This is a genomic window from Bordetella parapertussis (assembly GCF_020735925.1).
Taxonomy (GTDB): Bacteria; Pseudomonadota; Gammaproteobacteria; order Burkholderiales; family Burkholderiaceae_B; genus Bordetella; species Bordetella pertussis.
In genome coordinates this window covers 40727-60068 of sequence record NZ_CP085971.1, presented here as the reverse complement: position 1 = coordinate 60068, position 19342 = coordinate 40727, and the positions used below count along the sequence as shown (strand labels likewise).

Annotated in this window: 20 protein-coding genes; 13 read left to right on the top strand and 7 right to left on the bottom strand. The window is 60.6% G+C overall.

The genetic code is table 11. The features are described from left to right. Window positions 1-612: 612 nt before the first annotated feature. A complete protein-coding gene (locus LK409_RS00265; protein WP_226376469.1) occupies window positions 613-942 on the bottom strand; it encodes a metallophosphoesterase family protein in 330 nt (109 codons plus the stop codon). 1304 nt (window positions 943-2246) lie between these two features. Here LK409_RS00265 and LK409_RS00260 point away from each other — a divergent pair. From LK409_RS00260 to LK409_RS00245, 4 genes are all read left to right on the top strand, one after another. After that, a complete protein-coding gene (locus LK409_RS00260) occupies window positions 2247-2471 on the top strand; it encodes an antitoxin VbhA family protein (protein ID WP_010927509.1) in 225 nt (74 codons plus the stop codon). Between the two features lie 130 nt (window positions 2472-2601). Beyond that, window positions 2602-2970 (top strand): hypothetical protein, encoded by a 369-nt coding sequence (locus tag LK409_RS00255; RefSeq protein ID WP_127806941.1) that lies wholly within the window; start codon window positions 2602-2604, stop codon window positions 2968-2970. Window positions 2971-3286: 316 nt separating this feature from the next. Beyond that, window positions 3287-4150: an ImmA/IrrE family metallo-endopeptidase gene (locus tag LK409_RS00250; protein ID WP_010927507.1), complete on the top strand. Its 864-nt coding sequence runs from the start codon at window positions 3287-3289 to the stop codon at window positions 4148-4150. Then, a complete protein-coding gene (locus tag LK409_RS00245; RefSeq protein WP_065956684.1) occupies window positions 4143-5216 on the top strand; it encodes a beta family protein in 1074 nt (357 codons plus the stop codon). The genes LK409_RS00250 and LK409_RS00245 overlap by 8 nt, the downstream gene beginning before the upstream one ends. Here the strand turns inward: LK409_RS00245 and LK409_RS00240 are convergent. Continuing rightward, complete coding sequence (locus tag LK409_RS00240; RefSeq protein WP_010927505.1) at window positions 5178-5768, bottom strand: sce7726 family protein; 591 nt, start codon at window positions 5766-5768, stop codon at window positions 5178-5180. The genes LK409_RS00245 and LK409_RS00240 overlap by 39 nt on opposite strands. Window positions 5769-6513: 745 nt before the next feature. On the opposite strand from LK409_RS00240, the gene LK409_RS00235 reads away from it, so the two are divergent. Both LK409_RS00235 and LK409_RS00230 read left to right on the top strand, forming a co-directional pair. Beyond that, window positions 6514-7095: a TetR/AcrR family transcriptional regulator gene (locus tag LK409_RS00235; protein ID WP_226376468.1), complete on the top strand. Its 582-nt coding sequence runs from the start codon at window positions 6514-6516 to the stop codon at window positions 7093-7095. Then, on the top strand, window positions 7092-8312 hold the full coding sequence (locus LK409_RS00230) for a glycosyltransferase (RefSeq protein WP_041937092.1): 1221 nt from the start codon (window positions 7092-7094) through the stop codon (window positions 8310-8312). The genes LK409_RS00235 and LK409_RS00230 overlap by 4 nt, the downstream gene beginning before the upstream one ends. 130 nt (window positions 8313-8442) lie before the next feature. On the opposite strand, the gene LK409_RS00225 is transcribed toward LK409_RS00230, so the two are convergent. Genes LK409_RS00225 through LK409_RS00215 form a run of 3 tightly spaced genes read right to left on the bottom strand, consistent with a single transcriptional unit; the run spans window position 8443 to window position 12164 of the window. Beyond that, complete coding sequence (locus LK409_RS00225; RefSeq protein WP_010927501.1) at window positions 8443-9453, bottom strand: CobW family GTP-binding protein; 1011 nt, start codon at window positions 9451-9453, stop codon at window positions 8443-8445. Beyond that, window positions 9450-11099: an amidohydrolase gene (locus tag LK409_RS00220; RefSeq protein ID WP_010927500.1), complete on the bottom strand. Its 1650-nt coding sequence runs from the start codon at window positions 11097-11099 to the stop codon at window positions 9450-9452. The genes LK409_RS00225 and LK409_RS00220 overlap by 4 nt, the downstream gene beginning before the upstream one ends. Before the next feature lie 57 nt (window positions 11100-11156). Beyond that, window positions 11157-12164: a Bug family tripartite tricarboxylate transporter substrate binding protein gene (locus LK409_RS00215; RefSeq protein ID WP_010927499.1), complete on the bottom strand. Its 1008-nt coding sequence runs from the start codon at window positions 12162-12164 to the stop codon at window positions 11157-11159. A 287-nt stretch (window positions 12165-12451) separates the two neighbouring features. Here LK409_RS00215 and LK409_RS00210 point away from each other — a divergent pair, with 287 nt between their 5' ends. The 3 genes from LK409_RS00210 to LK409_RS00200 are packed head-to-tail and all read left to right on the top strand — an operon-like array spanning window position 12452 to window position 16062. After that, window positions 12452-13480: a Bug family tripartite tricarboxylate transporter substrate binding protein gene (locus LK409_RS00210; RefSeq protein ID WP_226376467.1), complete on the top strand. Its 1029-nt coding sequence runs from the start codon at window positions 12452-12454 to the stop codon at window positions 13478-13480. 7 nt (window positions 13481-13487) lie between these two features. After that, window positions 13488-15077: a choline-sulfatase gene (gene betC / locus LK409_RS00205; protein WP_010927497.1), complete on the top strand. Its 1590-nt coding sequence runs from the start codon at window positions 13488-13490 to the stop codon at window positions 15075-15077. A gap of 10 nt (window positions 15078-15087) precedes the next feature. Next, window positions 15088-16062 (top strand): Bug family tripartite tricarboxylate transporter substrate binding protein, encoded by a 975-nt coding sequence (locus LK409_RS00200; RefSeq protein WP_003807789.1) that lies wholly within the window; start codon window positions 15088-15090, stop codon window positions 16060-16062. Window positions 16063-16087: 25 nt separating this feature from the next. Here LK409_RS00200 and LK409_RS00195 read toward each other — a convergent pair whose 3' ends face one another. After that, entirely contained in the window at window positions 16088-16993 is a 906-nt protein-coding gene (locus LK409_RS00195) for a LysR family transcriptional regulator (protein WP_010927496.1), read from the bottom strand. Window positions 16994-17169: 176 nt separating this feature from the next. Continuing rightward, the gene (locus LK409_RS00190) at window positions 17170-17373 is read right to left on the bottom strand and encodes a cold-shock protein (protein ID WP_003807785.1); all 204 of its coding nucleotides are present in this window, start codon (window positions 17371-17373) and stop codon (window positions 17170-17172) included. Window positions 17374-17902: 529 nt separating this feature from the next. Here LK409_RS00190 and LK409_RS00185 point away from each other — a divergent pair. From LK409_RS00185 to LK409_RS00170, 4 genes are all read left to right on the top strand, one after another. Next, window positions 17903-18097: a hypothetical protein gene (locus LK409_RS00185; RefSeq protein ID WP_033446653.1), complete on the top strand. Its 195-nt coding sequence runs from the start codon at window positions 17903-17905 to the stop codon at window positions 18095-18097. Between the two features lie 106 nt (window positions 18098-18203). After that, window positions 18204-18416, top strand: a complete 213-nt coding sequence (locus tag LK409_RS00180; RefSeq protein ID WP_033474203.1) for a hypothetical protein — start codon at window positions 18204-18206, stop codon at window positions 18414-18416. Window positions 18417-18528: 112 nt separating this feature from the next. Beyond that, window positions 18529-18690 (top strand): hypothetical protein, encoded by a 162-nt coding sequence (locus LK409_RS00175; RefSeq protein ID WP_226376466.1) that lies wholly within the window; start codon window positions 18529-18531, stop codon window positions 18688-18690. Between the two features lie 190 nt (window positions 18691-18880). Beyond that, on the top strand, window positions 18881-19318 hold the full coding sequence (locus LK409_RS00170; protein WP_010927495.1) for a hypothetical protein: 438 nt from the start codon (window positions 18881-18883) through the stop codon (window positions 19316-19318). Window positions 19319-19342 lie beyond the last annotated feature (24 nt).

Here is a 19342-nt window from a genome sequence, read left to right as displayed (position 1 = left end):
CAATTATCTCATGGATACAAGGAGCTGCATCTACTGGCATCTGAATGGCACTGGACACACAGATCAAAGCAACGGGAGCCTGCCCGAGCAAGGTAGCTGCGGCAAGAATTCAGCCAGGAGTCTAGGCATCGATCTCTCTGCGCAGTGAACAGTGGCGTCAGAAGCAAGGCCCCGTCGGCGCTAGCGAATTGGCTTTGTCTTGGGACTCATGACACGCTTTTTAGCGCTTCTCCTTACGGCAAATGCTAGCGGGCTAGCGCATGGTCATTTAGATGGATCAACTGAAGTACCGGGAAGCGGCTGTTGTCGAGCTTCGGCTTTCAGCCTGAAGCGGTCGCTCGGAAGTCTGCGGCAGCCGACTGCTTCTGACCGAACTCGGCCTTATGTCTTCCCGAGCGAATCATCCCCTCCTACGCGACGACCGAGAGGCGCGCAAGATCATCAGGTCCTCGCGCCGGCTGCTACTGCGCAATCTCGAAAACATCACGCGAGAAGCCTTCCCCGGAAATCCGCGATGCACCTTTTCTTTTGCCCTATCAGATCACTTCTCTGATCTGCCCGTGAGGCGGGTTTTTAAAGGCTGCGCCATGTATTCCAGAGGTGGCAGAATGATTAGCGCGGCCACGACTTAAGCGTATGCAAGTCCAGCAACGTAAACCTCCCCGAATCCTGCCACCCATCTGTATCGATGTAGTAGACGTTGCCAAGCTGCGCAGGCTTGCGCAGCGTCATATGTCCATGGACCACCGCACGCACATTGCGGACAGGCTGGGAATACTGCATTCGATAACGATCTATGGACCATAGGCAGGCATCTTCGTCCTCCGAGCTGAAAGTAGCGCCATGAATAGCCTGCCAATCGTCATAGGGGAAGTCGGCGTGAACCACACTGACCACGCCACTCGGCGTTTCCACCTCGATAGCCAGCGGCAAGGCGCTCAAGCAGGCCGCAATGCGTTCACGAACATCACCAACGCAGGCATCCAACCGTCCGCCACCGTGGACGCGATGATCGACATCCGGAATCGGATTTCCCTTCGCCCGTCACCACGCCATCAGATCGTGATTTCCATCAGATCGCGTGAAACCACGGACGCTCCAGCCATTTCAGCACATCGGCCGATTCAGGGCCTCGGTCCACAAGGTCCCCCACGGAAAACAAGCGGTCCTTTTCTGGCGAAAATCTTACGGCAGTCAGCGCGACTTCAAGCCGAGCAAACCACGGACAATCCCATCAATTCGTTTGTGCAGATCATCGTTCTTGCCTTGATCATCTTCTTCGCGCAGAGAAGAACGAGTGGCTTAGGGGCGAGACTGGCTGGCGGTATCGCCTTTGACGCTGACATTCAGGAGTATGGCGCAGGGTATTGTGGCCACGTGGTGAACCCTAAGACGACTCGCCGCGATATGCAGTCGGGCATGATGGTTACTGCTGGCCGAACCAACCACATGATTGCAGGCAACACCATGTGGAACCCAGCCTATCGGCAACACGTCTTGCAGAACATGGGCAAAAACTGGGACCGGCAACGGGCGGCTCCGTCAACGGTAAGTGATGTGCATGTTGCGTCCGCATCGGCCTCGCCATCAGCGAGGCCTTTTCATTCATGGGCGCACATATCTCCGCACTACGCTTGGGCAACCCCTTCGGTTGCGTCCCGCGTCCGTTCTTGCCGGACTGGCCGCGGGGGCAGGCCCAGCGGCTTCGCCTTGTTCCTCCCCCCGGCCGACAGGCTGCATGGCTTCCAGAGGCATCAAGGGTGAAGGCTGCGCCCGGGATCCTCACCCGTTCCCTACGCTTTGCTCCGGGCTGCGGCCTCCGGTCCCACCCTTGACACCTCTTCCAGTCAGAATCACTACACGCATGCCGAATTGCGCCATAGACAGCGCGGATGACGGGTCAAGGGGTTGGTGCGGCCCGCAGCCCTACGGGCGAGGACACGGCCCCTTGACGCGGCAGGAGTGCCCACACGCTACGCCCGGGGGTAGGTGTTCAGGGCCATCGGCCCGTAACCCCTGCCCCCGAGGCCGGCGAGGGTGGAGAGTCCAGAGAGGCAAGGCCTCTTTGGGAAGTACCCTCACCAACGGAGGGCGGCCAGTATCGTGGTCAATCGGGAAAACCTATTGATAGGCAGAAAAACAAGACAATTTCTGCGTGAAGCCTTATTTGCTGGTTCTCCCTACAAATCACCAAAAAAAATCCCACACCTTGTAAAATAACGTTACCTAGAGCACGGGAGACAACCATGGCTGAGATGGATTCGCGCGAAACGGAACTAACTAAAACGATATCCGGTGCCGAGCGCGACCGGCGTGTAGTGGCCGTCAATTACGCACGCGCATCAGTCGGTTTGGAGGGGTTCTCGCTCAGTGCAGCAGATGAAGAACATGCTCAACGGTTCATAAACGGGGACATTGACCTCGAAGAATTTGTGCAACCGCGTAGTGCCTTGGCAAGCCCTAAAGCTTAGTCATGACGAAGAAAATATAGGTGGTTGAAGCTAGTGCAGGATAGGCTGTCGCCGGTAACTGTCACACGAAAATTGCATGTTGGCGCTTTGTCCAAAGCGAATGCCAGAAAAGCAACTGTAAGGTAAGCCGATGTTCGCAACGATCGAAGATATAAGAAAGCACCTCATAGCGAATAAATTTCAGCCTGATATGTCTGACCAGGTGGCTGAGGGCGTACTGAAGTCCACGGACGGAAGATCTGTAGTTTATTCGTTTCATTCTGGCTGGGATATTGTCAAGGCTCATCTATGTAACAGGCGTTGGGGAGCGTTCAACATGGAGCTCCTCAGTTTTGTGCATGAGAATTACAAAAACGATATTGAACGTCGCACAATAATGGACGGCCTCCAGTTAGAGGATAATCACTGGGACTGGTTAAAGAAATCCGCGATCTTAAAGACAGATGAATACAAATGGTCTTTATCTTCGCTGAAGGGCTTCCTCAAGCTGCTTGTGTAATATTCCATCCGAAAAAAAGCGCTATAGAAGACGGCAACATATTTTATATTGAATATGTCGCGGTAGCGCCTTGGAATCGCCCAAATCCTCTTAAAGCTCCGCTTTTAAAAGGAAGCGGGACAAAGATAATACAGCATGCTTGTGACTATGCTAAAAACGGTCTCGGACTTCGGCCCGGTTTTTGTCTGCATGCACTACCCTAAGCCATCGGCTTCTATGAAAAAATAGGAATGCTTGCGCATCCTCAACTCGACAAAGATCAGCTTCCTTACTATGAGATGCCTATGCAATCTGCATCCATTTTTCTGGAGCAGAGATGAGTCCAGCAAATAACAATGAAGATGACTTCCCCCTTACGTACAGTGAGGAGGGCCTCTCACCCCAAGAGTTATACGAATCCTTTTTGGAGTGCCAGAGCGGAATCAATCACATTCCAAAAGGAAACAGAGATCAAGATTACTATGAATCGCTGCATCGAGCATTCAAAGAAAATTTAAGATATAAGAAAAATGGTCAACCATTATTTCGAAGACGCTCCGATGCGGAGGATTCTATAGCCAAATATTGGCTTTCCCGAGTACGCGAAGCCGCGTGGTTTTACTCCGCATGGAATGATCTCCCTCAGTTCTCAGGAATAGAGGTCGAGTATTTAGAGAGTCTTGCTCGTTTAAGTACAAATCCTGGAAATATTCCAAATTTAGCCGAACAGCTAGCCAAAGCGGGGATTATTCTGATCCACGAGCGCGCCATTCCAGGGATGAAAGTGGATGGAGCTTGCTTCCTGCTCGAAACCGGCCATCCTGTTGTCGCCTTAAGCTTAAGGTATGCGCGACTTGACATCTATTGGTTCACATTGCTCCATGAGTTAGCGCATATAGCCCTTCATCATGAACAACTTACCACTCCGATACTTGATGATGTCGATGACGAGAATACAAGTCTCATTGAGGCTCAAGCAAACAAGCTTTCAAGTGACTCGTTAATAAGCAGGAGCTCCTGGCGAAGCTCAAGTGTGAAATATGACATGAGCGAAAAGTCCTTACTGGATTTCGCAGAAAAAGTTCAAGTTCATCCGGCGATAGTCGCCGGAAGATTGCAGCGCGACTTAAATAGACACGATATTTTTACAAAAATAATTCACTCTGAAAACACTAGAAAAATTATATTTGGCGATGAATAACTACATACCATTCTTAAAGCTCAAAACGAACGAAATGGTGGCGCTTAGCGAGCTAAAGCCGGAAATTAAATCCATGACGTATCCTTTTCTGGACTTGCCTAAGAGGCAATTCTCAACGGAAGAAGAGTTTCTAGATGTGCTCGCAAAGTACCGTAAGAGTGTAGGTAAGCACACAAATGGCTGCCCCACAATATTTTTAGACGACTTTGACAATGAAGATTCGCTTACGATAAATGGCGAAAATAGCTACGGTGCTGTAATTGACATCTTTTCAGATCTCAACGAATTCGTGCCAGTAATAGGGCTAGATAGAGAAGATGCTAGAAACGAGATAGTGTTTCAACGCAAAGAGGCGGGAGTCTTGAGATCTAATACTATAGTTATTAGGCTTCAAGTCGATGACTTTGAGAACTTCGCCCTTGTTGAGCCCGATATATCACGTCTTATGGCTCGTGGACAAGGGCTATTCCATCGCTGGTCGATAATTTTGGACAATAGACTCTGCCTCAACGTAAATGTCGGGGACAGGAGTCAAAAAATTGTGAATTTTATTAATTCAGCAGTTGCCAGATTCGACTTATTCTCATTTATTATTAGCGGATCGTCGATACCTGCCTCAATACGCGACATTCTAGAAGTCGAAAAGGAGCATCATCACCCTCGCATTGAGTTGGATATTTACCGAAACATAGCACCGCAACTGCACGGACACAATATCCATTTAGGAGACTATACGGTTGTAAGCCCCTATTACTCCGACGTTGACATTCCCAAAGAGGCAATGCAGAACGTAACCGCTCCGAAAATCATATATAGCTATGGTAACAATCACTATATAGCTAGAGGTGGCGCAATCAGAACCCATAGAAGGGGATTTCTTCAGTACAACGATATTGCTGCACACATTGTAAGACAGCACTTTTATCGCACACCTGCCTACTCCTACGGAGATAACTTCATTTACTCCAAATCCATGGGTGAGGGGAAAAGAGTCACTCCCGGCAGCATCTTGAAGCCTACGATAAATTTACATATAACTTACATGCTGAGAGACTTCAGGATTTAAACCAGCTCGCAGCGTGAGACTATTACCTATAGTCTTCACTAAATCGCTAGTCGAAAAATTGGAAGCGATGGCCTCACAAAGTTGCTCTCTATTAAGTTTATTGGCATTTTTTAGATTCAATGGAGTAGCAACCTCAACCATCTCAGATTTCCAAAGAGTCATGACAGCAAGTTTTTTGTCAAATCCAAGATTTTGACGCGCAGGCCTGACATACGACAACGTTACATCTTCATTGCGGAGCCGCGCACAAATCATCCCCCAATGGGGAGGCACCAACAAAAGCGCGCGCTGAATATGTTTTTCGGTTGTAACAAGCGTGGTTCTCCGAAAGACCAGATCATAATAATGGCTCTGTTTCACAGCGCGTAAAATGCTGTCGTTATCGCCCTTGATTTCGTAGCAATGCGCAAAATCATTAATGGCAACCACATCAGCAATTGCATTTCCATTATGAACTCGCAATTCTTCCAAAATCACTCGCGGTGCCTTGGACATTGAACGAAGGCGCTGAATCAGCGCCTCACGAATTGAAGCATCATTTAGAAAAGCCATAGCTTAGTACTTTTAGTTTGGTTGAATGTACGCTAATAAAAATTCCAGAACGTCACGCACAAGCCGTCATAGTAAAATCGTGTCCCACGGCAGGTTCAAACAGTAATACTTGCGCATTAGCTCTCACCGCGCCATAAGAGAATTTCCCCTATTATAGACTTCTACAGCCCGTGGCGGCACTGAAATGCCATTTCACTGTACCGAAATTTCGGTACAGTACAGGTACAGTGACCAGTTTTCACCAATTCAGATAAAATACGCTAACCTACTGATTTGAAACTGGTTTTACCTATTTCAACCTACGCTAGAATTCGCCCCATTTCCCTGTAGAAACACTGTAAATCACCGACTCAAAATCCCCCACCGCAAGACGCTCCTATCCAACTCCGATCGCAGTACACCAACAACTGCCCTAAAGCACACCCACGTCGCGCCAACCCGCCAAGAAAATCATGAACCCAGAATAAAACCTGGCCCATGATGCCCATCAAGCCCCACAAGTCTCCCGGCGCTACGTCTTCCCCCCCCCCCCCCGCCTGCTTGTACCCGCAATTTCCTTAGAACCCCATCAAGGAAATTCCTGCCTGCCCCTTCCCCCTCCCGACGGCCAATCGCCGCCCTCCCAGACAGCCGCTCCCCCTCATTGACTAAAAAATTGAATACAGTACAATTTTGATCAACGTTCAATTCAAAGCCAAACCCAATGCCCCCTCCCCCAGGCCTGCGAGCCCGCAAGCGCCAGAGCGTGCGCGACACCATCACGACCGTCGCCGGACAGCTGTTCCAGCAGGATGGCTACGAGGCCGTCACGATGGAGCGGGTGGCGCAGGCGGCGAATGTGGCGCGGGGGACGCTTTATAACCACTTCCCGACCAAGGATCACGTCCTGGCGGCGTGGGTCCATCAGGAGCTGGCGCGCGATTTGGGGAGCCTGCCGCTGGCTGGCCTCGCCAGCCAGGAGTTCGCGGCGGGCGCGGCGCAGTTGCTGGGGTTGTCCGCGCGGTGGTGTGCCGCGCATCGGGATTTGCTGCCGGCGTATCTGCGGTTCTGTTTCCTCGATATGCAGTCGCCGGAGGCGGCGCATGGCGGCGATGGGCTGTTGGCGCTCTACGCGCGGATGATCGGCAATAGCCAGGCGTCGGGCGGCATCCGCGCCGATATGCCGGCGCCGTATCTGGCGACGATGTTTCATCACTTGTATCTGGGTGCGCTGATGCGCTGGTTTGCCGATCCTGCGCTGTCGCTGGATACGGCGTTCTCGTGCGCGCTGGGTCTGTTTCTGCAGGGGTGTGCCGCGCGTAGCGCCGCGAAGGGGGATGGGTCGTGAGGCTGCTGGTTCTTACGTATGGCACCGAGGGGGATACGCGCCCGCTTGCGGCGTTGTGCCGCGCGTTGATGGACGCCGGGCACGAGGTATTGCTGCTGGCCGACGGAAATACGCTGGCCAGCGCCCGGCGCCTTGCCGTGCCGCACGCGGCGTTGAGCGGGAATATCCAGGAAAGCCTCGCTGATCTGGTGTCGCAGGGCAAGGGGGTGAACGCGACGGTGGCGGCGTTGTCCGGTATCGCCAATGCCCAGGCGGAGAGCTGGATGCGGCAAGCCGCGGAGGCGGCGGCGGGGTGCGATGGGATGATTGTTGCCGGGCTGGCTGCGTTCGTGGGGCTGTCGATCGCGGACCGTCTTGGCATTCCGGCGATCGGCGCGGGGATGATCCCGATTTCGCCGACGAGCGCGTTTGCTTCGCCGTTTCTGCCGGCCGGCAAGTTGCCGTCGGCCTTGAACAAGGCGAGCCATCATCTGGTGAACGGGTTGCTGTGGCTGTCGTTCAGGAGGTCGGTCAACCGGGCCCGGCGACAGGTGCTGGACCAGGGGCCGCGCCACCGGCTGTGGACCGGGCATCCGATGCTGTATGGGGTGTCGCCGGCCTTGCTGCCGCCGCCTGCCGATTGGCCGGCGAACGCCAGGCTGTGCGGGCAGTGGCTGGAGCCGGCCGACGGTGCCTGGTCGCCCCCGGCCGAGCTGGAGGATTTTCTGAAGGCGGGCGAGCCGCCTGTCTATGTGGGGTTCGGCAGCATGATGGGCTTTGACCGGGAGGCCTTGCTGCGTGCGGTGTTCGCTGGCCTGGAGGGGGAGCGCATACTGTTTCACCCGGGCTGGTCGGGCTTGCCGGATGTGCGCTTGCCGCAGGATTGCCTGGTGATCGGCAATACGCCGCATGGCTGGCTGTTGCCGCGCACGTCGCTGGCGATGCACCACGGCGGCAGCGGTACGGCGCATTCGGCGTGCCGCGCCGGCGTGCCTTCTGTGGTGCTGCCGTTCGCGGGGGACCAGTTTTTCTGGGCGCGCCAACTGGCGCGCCTGGGCGTGGCCGACGCCCCGATCTCGACCAGGCAGCTCGACGCCGGCGCGATCAAGGCGGCGGTCCGGTTCGCCAGATTGCCGGCCACGCGGTCCAGCGCCGCGGCCCTGGCGCAGGCGATGTCGCGGGAAGACGGCACGGCGACGGCGGTCAGGGAGATTGAATCTGCGCTGGCGAGCAACTAGGGCTCGCACGCCTGGACGCGGTAGTCCATCTTCCGGCCTGGCTCCACGACCGTCCGCCACGACAGCTTACAGCGGCGTCACGGCGTCAACGGCCTCTCGCGGCCTTGCGGCGCCGCGCGCCCGTGAATGCTCAATTGCTTGTGTCCGCGGAAGCGGCGTCACGCGATGCCAACGCCTGCTCGAAGTGCGACGGGGCATCGAACCGTGGCACGCCCCTGCCCCCTGTCGCGATGAAAACGAGATGTGTGCCGGCAGGCGGAGCCGGTGTGGAAACTGGGTCCAGGGTCCATCTGCTTCCGCAAAGCTGCAGCAATGCGGGCGTTGCCTCGCCTTCGAGCTCCACAAATCCCTTGCCTCGCAAAACCGTCTGCGGAAGCGCGTCGAGGGCATACTCGATCCTGCGCCGATCGAAGCGATGCTCCGTTGCAAGCGTCGAGCTATGGAACGTATCGGCGTGCCGCGTCGAAGCGCGGCGCAGATCGGGCACGGGGACATCGACAGGGCCGCCGGCGGTGTCCGGCGCAACCTTGCCGGCGCCGATACCCAGGACCGAGACCGCATCGACTTCGCCGTGGATACAGGAAACCACGCGCGTGCGCGGCGCAAGGTCGCGCAGCCATGCCCTGGTCTCGACGATTTCGGCGTCGCTGGAGAGATCCAGCTTGTTGAGCAGCACAATGTCCGCGCTCAGAATCTGCTGGCGGACGATATCGCCGACATACTTGTCGGCAGCAAGGGCTCTCACCGCCGACGCATCCACGAGCGTAATCACGCCTTCATCGCTGAGTCCGCCGCTTACCCGGCCTATCTGCGCGATCCGGGTGGGGTCGGCAACGCCGCTCGCTTCGACGATGATGCGGTCTGGCCTGTCGGGCATTGACATCACTTGCAGGAATGCCTGCATCAAGTCTCCGCCAATGGAGCAGCAGACGCAGCCGTTCTGCAGGCGGACTACGCCGGGGCGGTCATGCCGGCCCTGATCCAGGAGTTCCGCGTCGATATTGATCGAGCCGAAGTCATTGACCATGACGAGCACACGCTCGCTATGCTGGACCTTCAGAAGGTAGTTGAGCAAAGTGGTCTTGCCGGCGCCCCAAAAGCCCCCGATCACCGTCAGGGGCACGCTGCCCGGGGCTGTCATGACAGCTGGGGCGCCGGGAATGAACGCCCTCCGAGCACGGTTCCCCATATGCCGATACCCGCGAGGTCCTGCGGTGCGATCTCCAAAGGATCGGCCTCCAGCACGGCGAAGTCGGCCAGTTTGCCCACCTCGATGCTGCCGATGAGGTGATCGAGTTTGAGCGTATAAGCCGCCCCCAATGTCATCGCATGCAGGGCATCCATCACTGGAATCCGCTCCTGGCTGCCCAGAATCCGCCCGCCTGCCGTGACGCGGTTGACCGCGCACCATGCCGTGAACAATGGTCCGATGGGTGTAATGGGCGCGTCGGAATGCAACGATATGGGCACCCCGGCCTGCAGCGCGGTTTTCGCGGCATTCATCCTGAACGCCCGCGCGGGTCCCAGGGTGTCCGTGTAATGCGCATCCCCCCAGAAGTAGAGATGATTGGCAAACAGATTGGCGCACATGCCCAGACGGGCCATGCGGCGAAACTGGGCGGCATCGGCCATCTGGCAATGCTGCAATGTATGCCTGTGATCCCAGCGGGGATATTCGGCCAGCACGGATTCCAGCGCGTCCATGGCGGCCTCGGTCGCCTCGTCGCCGTTCGTGTGGATATGAATCGTCAGGCCCGCCTTGTGGTACTCCATGAGCAGCTCCCTCAATTGCTGGGGAGCTATGATCCACATGCCGTTTGGCGCGCCATTGTGATAGCCCGGCCAGCGCACCCGGGCGGTATATCCCTGTATCGAACCGTCGATCACCAGCTTGACCAGTCCGAAATGCAGCTTGGCGGTGTTGCGTTGCATCGCTCCCAGGACACGGTCCACGCTGCGGCCGTTCATGTCGCGCATGGGGGAGTACGCAGCGACCAGGCTCAAGGGAAAATCGTCCTCGCCTGTCACGCGCACGAGATTGTCGACCATGTCGTCCGCGAGCGCGTGCGAAAGGTCGGTGGCCGTCGTCACGCCGGCCTGTTGCGCAATCTTTGCGAAATTCCGAATGCCCTCCTCGCTCTGTCCGGCATCGAAGAATACGTTGCCGATATGCTTGAACACCATGAACATGGCGGCGAACTCCTGCAGCTCGCCGGTAGGCGTTCCGTCGGCAGCGCGCACGATGCCATCTATGCGTAGTCCCGCATGGATATCCGCCTGCCGGAGCATGGCGGTGTTGACGTTGAGCAGATGCACGCTAGCATGGAGCACCACGATGCGGCGCGTCTTCGAGACCTGATCCAGGTGGCAAGTCGTCATGCGCTGCCCGCCGAAATGGATCGGATCGAAACCCCACGCCAGCAACGGCGCCTGCGCATCAGGCATGAGCGCTTCCGCTTCCCTCAGGCGCTCAATGACTGCCTCGTAGCTTTTCAGCCCCGGCCATACCCGGCCATCCGGGCCGCGCCTGTCGTAATAGCCGAGGTACACGAACCGCCACATCCCTCCTTCCAGCAAATGGCTGTGCCCCTCTATCAACCCCGGAAGGAGGACTTTGTCGCTGAACCGGCTATCCACGACGGCATCGGGCCACGCCTCGCGCAGGGACGCGTCGCCGACATCGAGAATCCGGCCTTCACGCACGGCAACATGCGTCGCTCTCGGTTGCGTTGCATTCATGGTATGGATGCGACGGGCCGGGAAAATGGTCGTCGGTGACAGTGTCATGTACGTACGTCGATAATGTTGGCCGGCCCACGGGCCTATGCGTCCGTGGGCGATGATTCACGAATCCGCGCTGAACCCGGATTCGGCGACGATTCCTCGCCAGTAATCGCGCTGGGCGTGAATGTATTGCTTCAGTTCGTCGCCGGACCATCCGGTGGTTTCCAGCCCCAGCTCCTGAAGTTTTTCACGGATGACCGGATCCTTGGCGGCTGCCATCATCGCCTTCTCGAGTTTTTCCACGGTTTCCTTCGGCGTGCCGGCGGGCACGAAAGCGGCAAACCAGCCGGAGGCCATTTCGAAGCCGTCCGCCCCGGCCTCTTTCATCGTCGGGACGTCCGGCAGCATTGCGCTCCTGCGAGTACCGGTGACGCCCAGAAAGCGAATTTTTCCGGCTCTGTACAGTTCCATCTGCCCACCGAGCGGATTGATGCATGCGGGCAGGGCGCCTCCTATCACGTCGGACAGCATGGGGCCCACCCCTTTGTAGGCGACCGGCGTAAGAGGCACGTCGATGGATTTTCCGAGGCTCAGGAGGCTGAAGTGCGTCGGGCTGCCGAGCGTCACCATCCCGACGGACGCAGCGCGCGGGTCCTTTTTTATGCCGGCGAGATAATCCTGCATCGAGTGTATCGGGCCGGATGCACTGACGGTCAGGGCCTGCGGCGCATCGACCAGGTGCGCGATGGGTATCAGATCCGTGTCGGGATCATAATTGAGCTTCTTATAGGTCAGCGGGAAAATCGTAATGGGAGATGGCGACGAAATCAGGATAGTCTTTCCGTCCGGCGCCGCACGCTTCACATAGTCGACAGCAATTCGGGCGGAAGCGCCCGGACGATTCTCGACAATGTAGGTATCTCCGAGATGCGCATGCATCCATTCGGCAAAGGTCCGGGCCAGGATATCCGCTGCCCCGCCTGCCGCAAAGCCGACCACTATGCGAGTGGGCTGGCCGTTCGCATGGCCCGCGACGGGCGCCATCGCCATGCCCAGCAGCGCGGCTGCAGCGGCAGCCTTGGAAAAAATTCTTCGCAACATTTGTCTCCCCGTTGGATTCGGCATCATTTGCGACTCATCGTATGTGCCCGCGAATTCGCAAACAAACGAATAATTTTCATGGATTGATCTATTTATGGAATCAATCTCATGGCGCGCGCCCGCTCCTGCTCGCATGGCGCATCAAGAATGGCCGGACGCCACATCGCCAGCGGTCGGCGCCCGAGTGGCTTGGCTGAAGCCCATCACTTTTTCTGATCGCTCGCCTCATCCTTTCCTATTACCGCCGCCCGCCGCCGCGCGATTACGATCAGTTGCCGGTCATGCCGGACGCATAACGATAAATGGAGGCGGCAATGGAGAAAAAGCCTAGTGGCGAGACGCCAGTCCTGCGCGCGGACGCGCCCGATGCAGCGCGGCGCCGGTGGCTGCATGGCGCGGCCGCGCTGCTGGGCACGCTGCCCCTGGCGGGGCTGGCGCGGGCCGATGCCTTGACGCAGCGCCAGCTGAATCTGGTGGTGCCGTTCGTGCCGGGCGGGCCGGTGGATATCGCGGGGCGCGTGGTCGGGCAGGAGCTCGGGCAGCAGCTGGGCACGCCGGTGGTGGTGTCGAACAAGGGCGGCGCCGGCGGCAATATCGGCGCCGAGGAGGTGTCGCGCAGCCAGCCCGATGGCGGCACGCTGCTGCTGGCGCTGGATTCGATCCTGACGGTCAATCCTTATTTCTATGGCAAGGGCGCCACGCAAGGGGTGCAGACGCTGGCGCCGGTCGGGATGGTGGGCGAGCTGTCGAGCGTGCTGGTGGTCAATGCGCGTTCGCCGATCAAGTCGGTGGCGGATTTTCTGGAGCATGGCCGCCGCAATAACCTGACCGCGGGTTCCGGCGGCAATGCGACGGCGGGCCATTTGTACGCGGAGCAGCTCAAGCGCGATTTCGGGGTGCAGCTGACGCATGTGCCGTACAAGGGGCTGAGCCCCGCGGTGCAGGATCTGCTGGCCGGCAATATCGATTGCATCGTGGCGTTGATCCCAGGGGTGTTGCCGCACATACGCGCGGGGTCGTTGCGCGCGCTGGGGCTGACGTCGGCCCGCCCGCAGGTGCTGCTGCCGGAGTTGAAGCCTTTGTCCGAACTGGGTTTGCCGGGGTTCACGGGCGCGTCGTGGCTGGCGTTGATGGCGCCCGAGGGCGTGCCGCCCGGCGTGGCCGACAAGCTGTCGGCCGGCCTGTCGCAGGCGCTGCGCAATCCGGCCGTCGTGGAACGTTTGCACTCGGCGGGCATCGATCCGCTCTACGCCGATGCGCCGACGGTGCGCGCGCGCATCGCGCGCGAGGGCGCGCAGTGGTCGACCCTGCTGGCCAGTATCCAGCCTGCCCCCCAACGTTGAGAGCATCATGCCGCAGACCAAGCAACCCAATTTCCTGTTCCTGATGGCCGACCAGTTGACGGCTTTCGCGTTGCGCATGTATGGCAACGGCGTCTGCCGCACGCCGAATCTGGATCGGCTGGCGGCGCGGTCGACGCGCTTTGCCAATATGTACTGCAATTTCCCGCTGTGCGCGCCGTCGCGCGTGGCGATGCTGACGGGCCGGCTGCCGAGTTCGGTGGGGGTGTATGACAACGCCTCGGAGTTCTCGGCCGAGGTGCCGACTTTCCTGCACCATCTGGCGCTGGCCGGCTATTCGACGATCCTGTCGGGCAAGATGCATTTCGTGGGCCCGGAGCAGCATCATGGCTTTCAGGAGCGGCTGACGACCGATATTTATCCGTCGGATTTCGGCTGGACGCCCGATTGGCGCGAGGAGATTCCCATCGCGCCCACGGGCATGAATATGCGCAGCGTGATCGAAGCGGGCGAATACCGCCGCAGCATGCAGATCGACTACGACGACGATGTGGTGTATCGGGGCGTGCAGAAGATCTACGACCTGGGCCGGCTGCACCGGGACCGGCCGTTCTTCCTGGCCGTGTCGATGACGCACCCGCACAACCCGTATGTGTCGACGCGCGAGTTCCTGGATCTGTACCGGCCCGAGGACATCGACATGCCCGCGGTGCCGCCGATCCCGTTCGCGCAGCAGGATCCGCACAGCCAGCGTCTCTGGTACATGTTCCGCCAGGACGAGTACGACGTGAGCGACGCGCATGTGCGCGCCGCGCGCCATGCCTACTACGCCATGGTGAGCTATGTGGACGCGCAGGTGGGCCGCATGCTGGACGCGCTGCAGGCCATGGACCTGGACGAGTCGACGGTGGTGGTCTTCACGGCCGACCATGGCGATATGCTCGGCGAGCGCGGCCTTTGGTACAAGTGGGTGCACTTCGACCCGGCCGTGCGCATTCCGCTGCTGATTTCGGCGCCCGGGCGCACCCGGCCGGCGGTGCGCCACGAGCTGGCGTCGCTGGTGGATATCTTCCCGACCATGCTCGAGCTGGCCGGCGTGTCGGTGCCGGACGACGGCGCCAGTCCGCCGCCGGACGGCCGGTCGCTGGCCGAGGGGCTGGGCGTGTCGCAGGACGAGCCCACGGGCGTGGTCTATGGCGAGATGAACGGCGAAGGGGCGCACGCGCCCTGCCTGGCGGTGCGGCAGGGGTGGTGGAAGCTGGTGGTGGCCGAGGGCGACCCGCCGCTGCTCTTCAATTTGCAGGACGATCCGCACGAGCTGCGCAACCTGGCCGGCCAGCCCGCCGCCCGCGACATCGAGCGGCAGTTGACCGCGCTGGTGCAAGCGAGGTGGGATGCCCGCCGCCTGCACCAGGACATCCTGCATAGCCAGGCGCGCCGCCGCCTGGTGCAGCAAAGCCGCCTGCAGGGCGACTTCCCCGCCTGGGACTATCAGCCGTTTACCGATGCCAGCCGCCAGTATGTGCGGGCCGGCGCGCAGTCGAGCCCGGCGCTGGTCAAGGGCAAGCTGCGCTATCCGCCCGTCGCGCCGGTGGCGCCCCAACATCCGCGCCCCGCGCGCTCCAACCTGCCCGAATAAGGAGTACACCATGCATCGACGAACCTTGCTGCAAGGCATGCTGGCGGGCGCCGCGGGCATAGGGCTGGGCCTGCCGGCGCGCGCCGCGCAGTATCCCGACCGCGCGCTGCAGTGGATCGTGCCGTATCCGCCGGGCGGCGCCACCGATTCGGTGGCGCGCGCCATCGCGACCTCCATGGGCGAGCAGCTCGGCCAGCCGGTGGTGATCGTCAACCGCCCCGGCGGCGCGACCAACATCGGCACCGAGGCCGCCATCCGGGCGGCGCCCGACGGCTACACGCTGCTGCTGGCGGTGCCGCCCCTGGTGGTCAACCCTGCGCTGTACCCGCAGCTCAGCTACCAGCCGCTGCGCGATACGCAGGCGGTGGGCCTGGTGGCGCTCAATCCGAACGTGCTGGTGGTGCCGGCCGACTCGCCATGGCGCACGCCGCAGCAATTGTTCGAAGCCGCCCAGGCCAAGCCGGACACGATCACGATCGGCTCGCCCGGCATCGGCACCGTGCCGCACCTGGTCAGCCTGCTGATCGGGCAGGAGCTGAACGTGCGCGTGGTGCCGGTGCCCTACAAGGGCAGCGCCGCGCTCATGCCCGACCTGGTCAGCGGCCGGGTCAACGCGGCGATGGACAATCTGTTCGCGCAAGTGGCTTCGGTGCGCAGCGGCAGGGTGCGTGCGCTGGCGACGCTGGGCGACAAGCGCTCGCCCTTGCTGCCGGACGTGCCCAGCATGACCGAACTGGGCCTGAGCAAGCTGTCGGGCATGGGCTGGATCGGCATGGTGGCGCACAGCGGCACCGAGCCCGCGCGCATCGCCAGGCTGGAGCAGGCGGTGCTGCGCGCGGCGCGCGAACCGGACATCGCCAGCCGGCTGGAAGCCATGGGCTTGATGGTGGTGCCGGAGGGGCGCGAAGCCTTTCAGCAACGCCTGTCCACGGAGGCCGAGCTCTGGCAGGGCACGGTGCGCCGCGCGGGCGTCACGGCCGCCTGACAGGGCGTGGGTGCGGCCGCGCCTGCTAGCCGGGCGTGGCGACGGGGTCTTGCCGGGCCCCGCAGATCTCGTGCACCAGTGCGCGCACCTGGGCGATGTCGTCGCCCGCTTCGTGCAGGCGCCGGGTGGCCGTCACCAGCTCGCGGGTAAGCGCCGGATCGCGGACAGGGGTTGCCGAAAGCAACCCCTGTTCCATTTCCGGCCGATACACCATGGGCGCGAGCAGGGTGTACCCCACGCCTTGCGACACCAGGTGCTTGATCTCGGCGATCGAGTCCAGGGTCGTATGGTGCCGCAGCTCGACGCCCAGCGCGCGGGCCTGGGCCTGGATGTGGCGCGTCAGGCCGTGCTTGGCATTGGGCAGGATCAGCGGGTACTGCGGCAGGTCGCGGAACGCGACCGGGCGTTGGGCGTCCAGCGCGCCCGGCGGGCCAACCAGGTCGATGGAGTCCGCGGTCAGCCGGCGCACCTCCAGCTGCCTGAGCGGCTGGCTGGCGAACAGCACGGCGATATCCAGGCGCCCGGATTTCAGCCATTCGAGCAGGTGGCCCGACATACCCTCGATGAGCTCGATGTCGAAACTGCATTGCTGCCGGGCGCGCTCGATCAACTGCCCGGCGAAGGTGCGCGTCATGCCATTGGGAATGCCGATCTTCACCGCGCGGCCCGGACGGGCCGCCACGCCATGGCGCCGCTTCAGGTCGTCCACCGCCCGCAGCACGGACACGGCGTCGCGCAGTACGGCCTCGCCTTCGACCGTGAGGCTGACGCCGCGCGCCGAGCGCTCCAGCAGCTGGATGCCCAGTTCGTCTTCAAGCGCCTTGATCTGCGCGGTCAGGGCCGGCTGCACGATGTGCAGCGCCGACGCCGCCTTGGTGATGCTGCGGCGGTGGGCGGTCTCGACGAAGTAGCGCAGCTGGCGAAGTTCCATAGCCGGAAGTAGACCTGGATATATCAACCCGTATGGTATCAAGTTACGCCGCCGCCGTAGCGGCGCAGGCAACGTCGCGCGCAGAACAAAGGCCGCGCCGGCATGCCGGGCGGCCTTGGAGGGCGATGCGCGGGACCCGGCGAACTCGCCCGGTCCGCACGGCTATCGCGCCTGGATCACAACGGGGTGATCTTGGTGGCCATCGGCCCCTTGGGCCCGTGGCCCTGGACGTAGCTCACTCGTTGCTGTTCGACGAGCGCCTTGTGGCCCTCGCCCTGGATTTCAGAGTAGTGGGCGAAAAGATCGGGGCCGCCGTTTTCCGGCATGATGAAACCAAAACCCTTCTCGTCGTTGAACCACTTGACTATGCCTGTTTGCATGGACTTTCCTTGAATATGGGGGCACCTCTCCCCAAATAGAGAGGCTGATCAAGGAAAGGATGGTGAAGGGAACGCAGGGGCGCTTACCGTACAGGAATCGCGATGCTTGACGAGCCATTTTCAATATGGGCCGCCGCGGCGGTTACGTCAAGCACTATCGCGCCATCGCCCGACTGTTGCAATTGATCGATAGGACAATCCGGCAATAGGGCGTATGGTGGGCTGGTCGCATCGAGCCGCATGCTTGAAGGCCGCGCCAGGCGGCCTGCCGGCCGGCCCCGACAATCACGCATAGCGGGCGCGCAAGCGCCGTCACGCCCCCCCCCCCCCGCCACAGCGCCAAGGGTCCGCGTCACTGGAACGCGGCCCATTGCCGTCCGCAGACGCCGGACGCCGCATCGGCCGGCTGCCACTGCGGCCAACCGACAACCCCGCACATTCTCCGGCGCGACCCGCGATCTGCCTGGCCTTGCCGGCCACGCCGCCCGCGCGCCCGAGCGGTTTCCCTTTCCAGGCCCCATAGAAAAACATGCATGCACCCGAACAGATCGTGTCCGAAAACCAGGCCGCCAAGAAGATAGCGACGCTCTGGGCTTACTGCCATGGAGCGCCGGTGCCGGCCTGCGTGCTCATGGCCGAGTTGTGGTTCCGTAGAACGCCCGCCGGCAGCACGCGTACCTGGCGCGCCCTGGAAGCGCATCTGCGCAAGAGCGTGCTGTCCTGAGCCGGGACGGCATGGCCAGTATCCGGCAAGTACGGCGTCCGACGCATCCCTCGCGCTCGCGGGTGCCGCAATGCACCCGTTGGACAGTACGCCCGTTGGAGCAAGCATGCCCAAAATTTTCCTGAACGAAGACGAGGCGCAAGCCGTAGCCGCTGCCTGGTGCCAGAAGCATGGCATTGCTCCCGACCGCGGCCAGAAATTCACGGCGCGATGGTTTTGCCTGACGGCAAAACCGCCGCCCAGAACCCACGCGTCCCTGGAAATCAGACTCGAAGCCTACTTCGACACGACGCGCAAGACAGGCCGCGCCGGCACTTGAGCGTCGACACAGCCCTTGGTCGGCTTGTTTCAATTTAACCGTAGGTCCTGCCTGTCGTTGCGCGTACTGTGGACAGGTGGCACTCGCCACGACAACCCAAAAGGTACACATCATGACATTCCCTACACGCTTCGCCGCCGCAGGCCCTCCAACCCAGCCGGGACAAGACGGTCAACCCGACAAGCCGCAAGACAAGCAGACCCAGGAAGAACAAGACGAAGCGGCGCGCAAGCAGGCACAGAACGATCCGCTCAAGCAGCACACGCCGCAGTAGCAAGAAGCCGCGCGCGGTCCGCTCATCTCCGCAAGGCTGGACGCAACGCGTTTCGCCCGGATTGGATGATCGCGGAACTGTGAGAACGCGCTGACTCATCGCATGGACGCGGGGGCCAGCGTAAGGCGATGCATTCATCGGCCTTGCGCCGCCTGCCCTGCCATGGCCTCCATCCATTCGGTTTCCCATCATGAAGCGCTTGAAGAAGGCCCTCGCACGCGTGGCGAATGCCTGCCTCGGGGTTCTGCCGCCGGCAACAGGCGGCACGCGCCCCGATGGACACAGCCGGCATCAGCCGGGCACGCATGCGGCGATCCTGTCGCCCTGGCGCGTTTACCGGATATACGCCCGCCCGGGGCGTCTGGTTCTTCGCAACGATCAAGGCAGGATCCATGACCTGGGCGTCATGACGGGTGTGGAACCTCATCTGGCCTATCGGCTGTTCGCGCGAGGGCTCAAGGGCCAGGGTTTTGCCTCGCGCACGCTGCTGCTCGACGATATCGCCCGCCGGATCGAGGACGGCGAGATATCAGACGAGTTGCTCGCGCTGGCCGAATGCACGGTCGAACCCGGCGTCGACCTGGATCGCGGCACTCACACCGACGTTTCAATGAAGCTGGCGCGCTGACGAGACACCCGCCACGCCCCGATT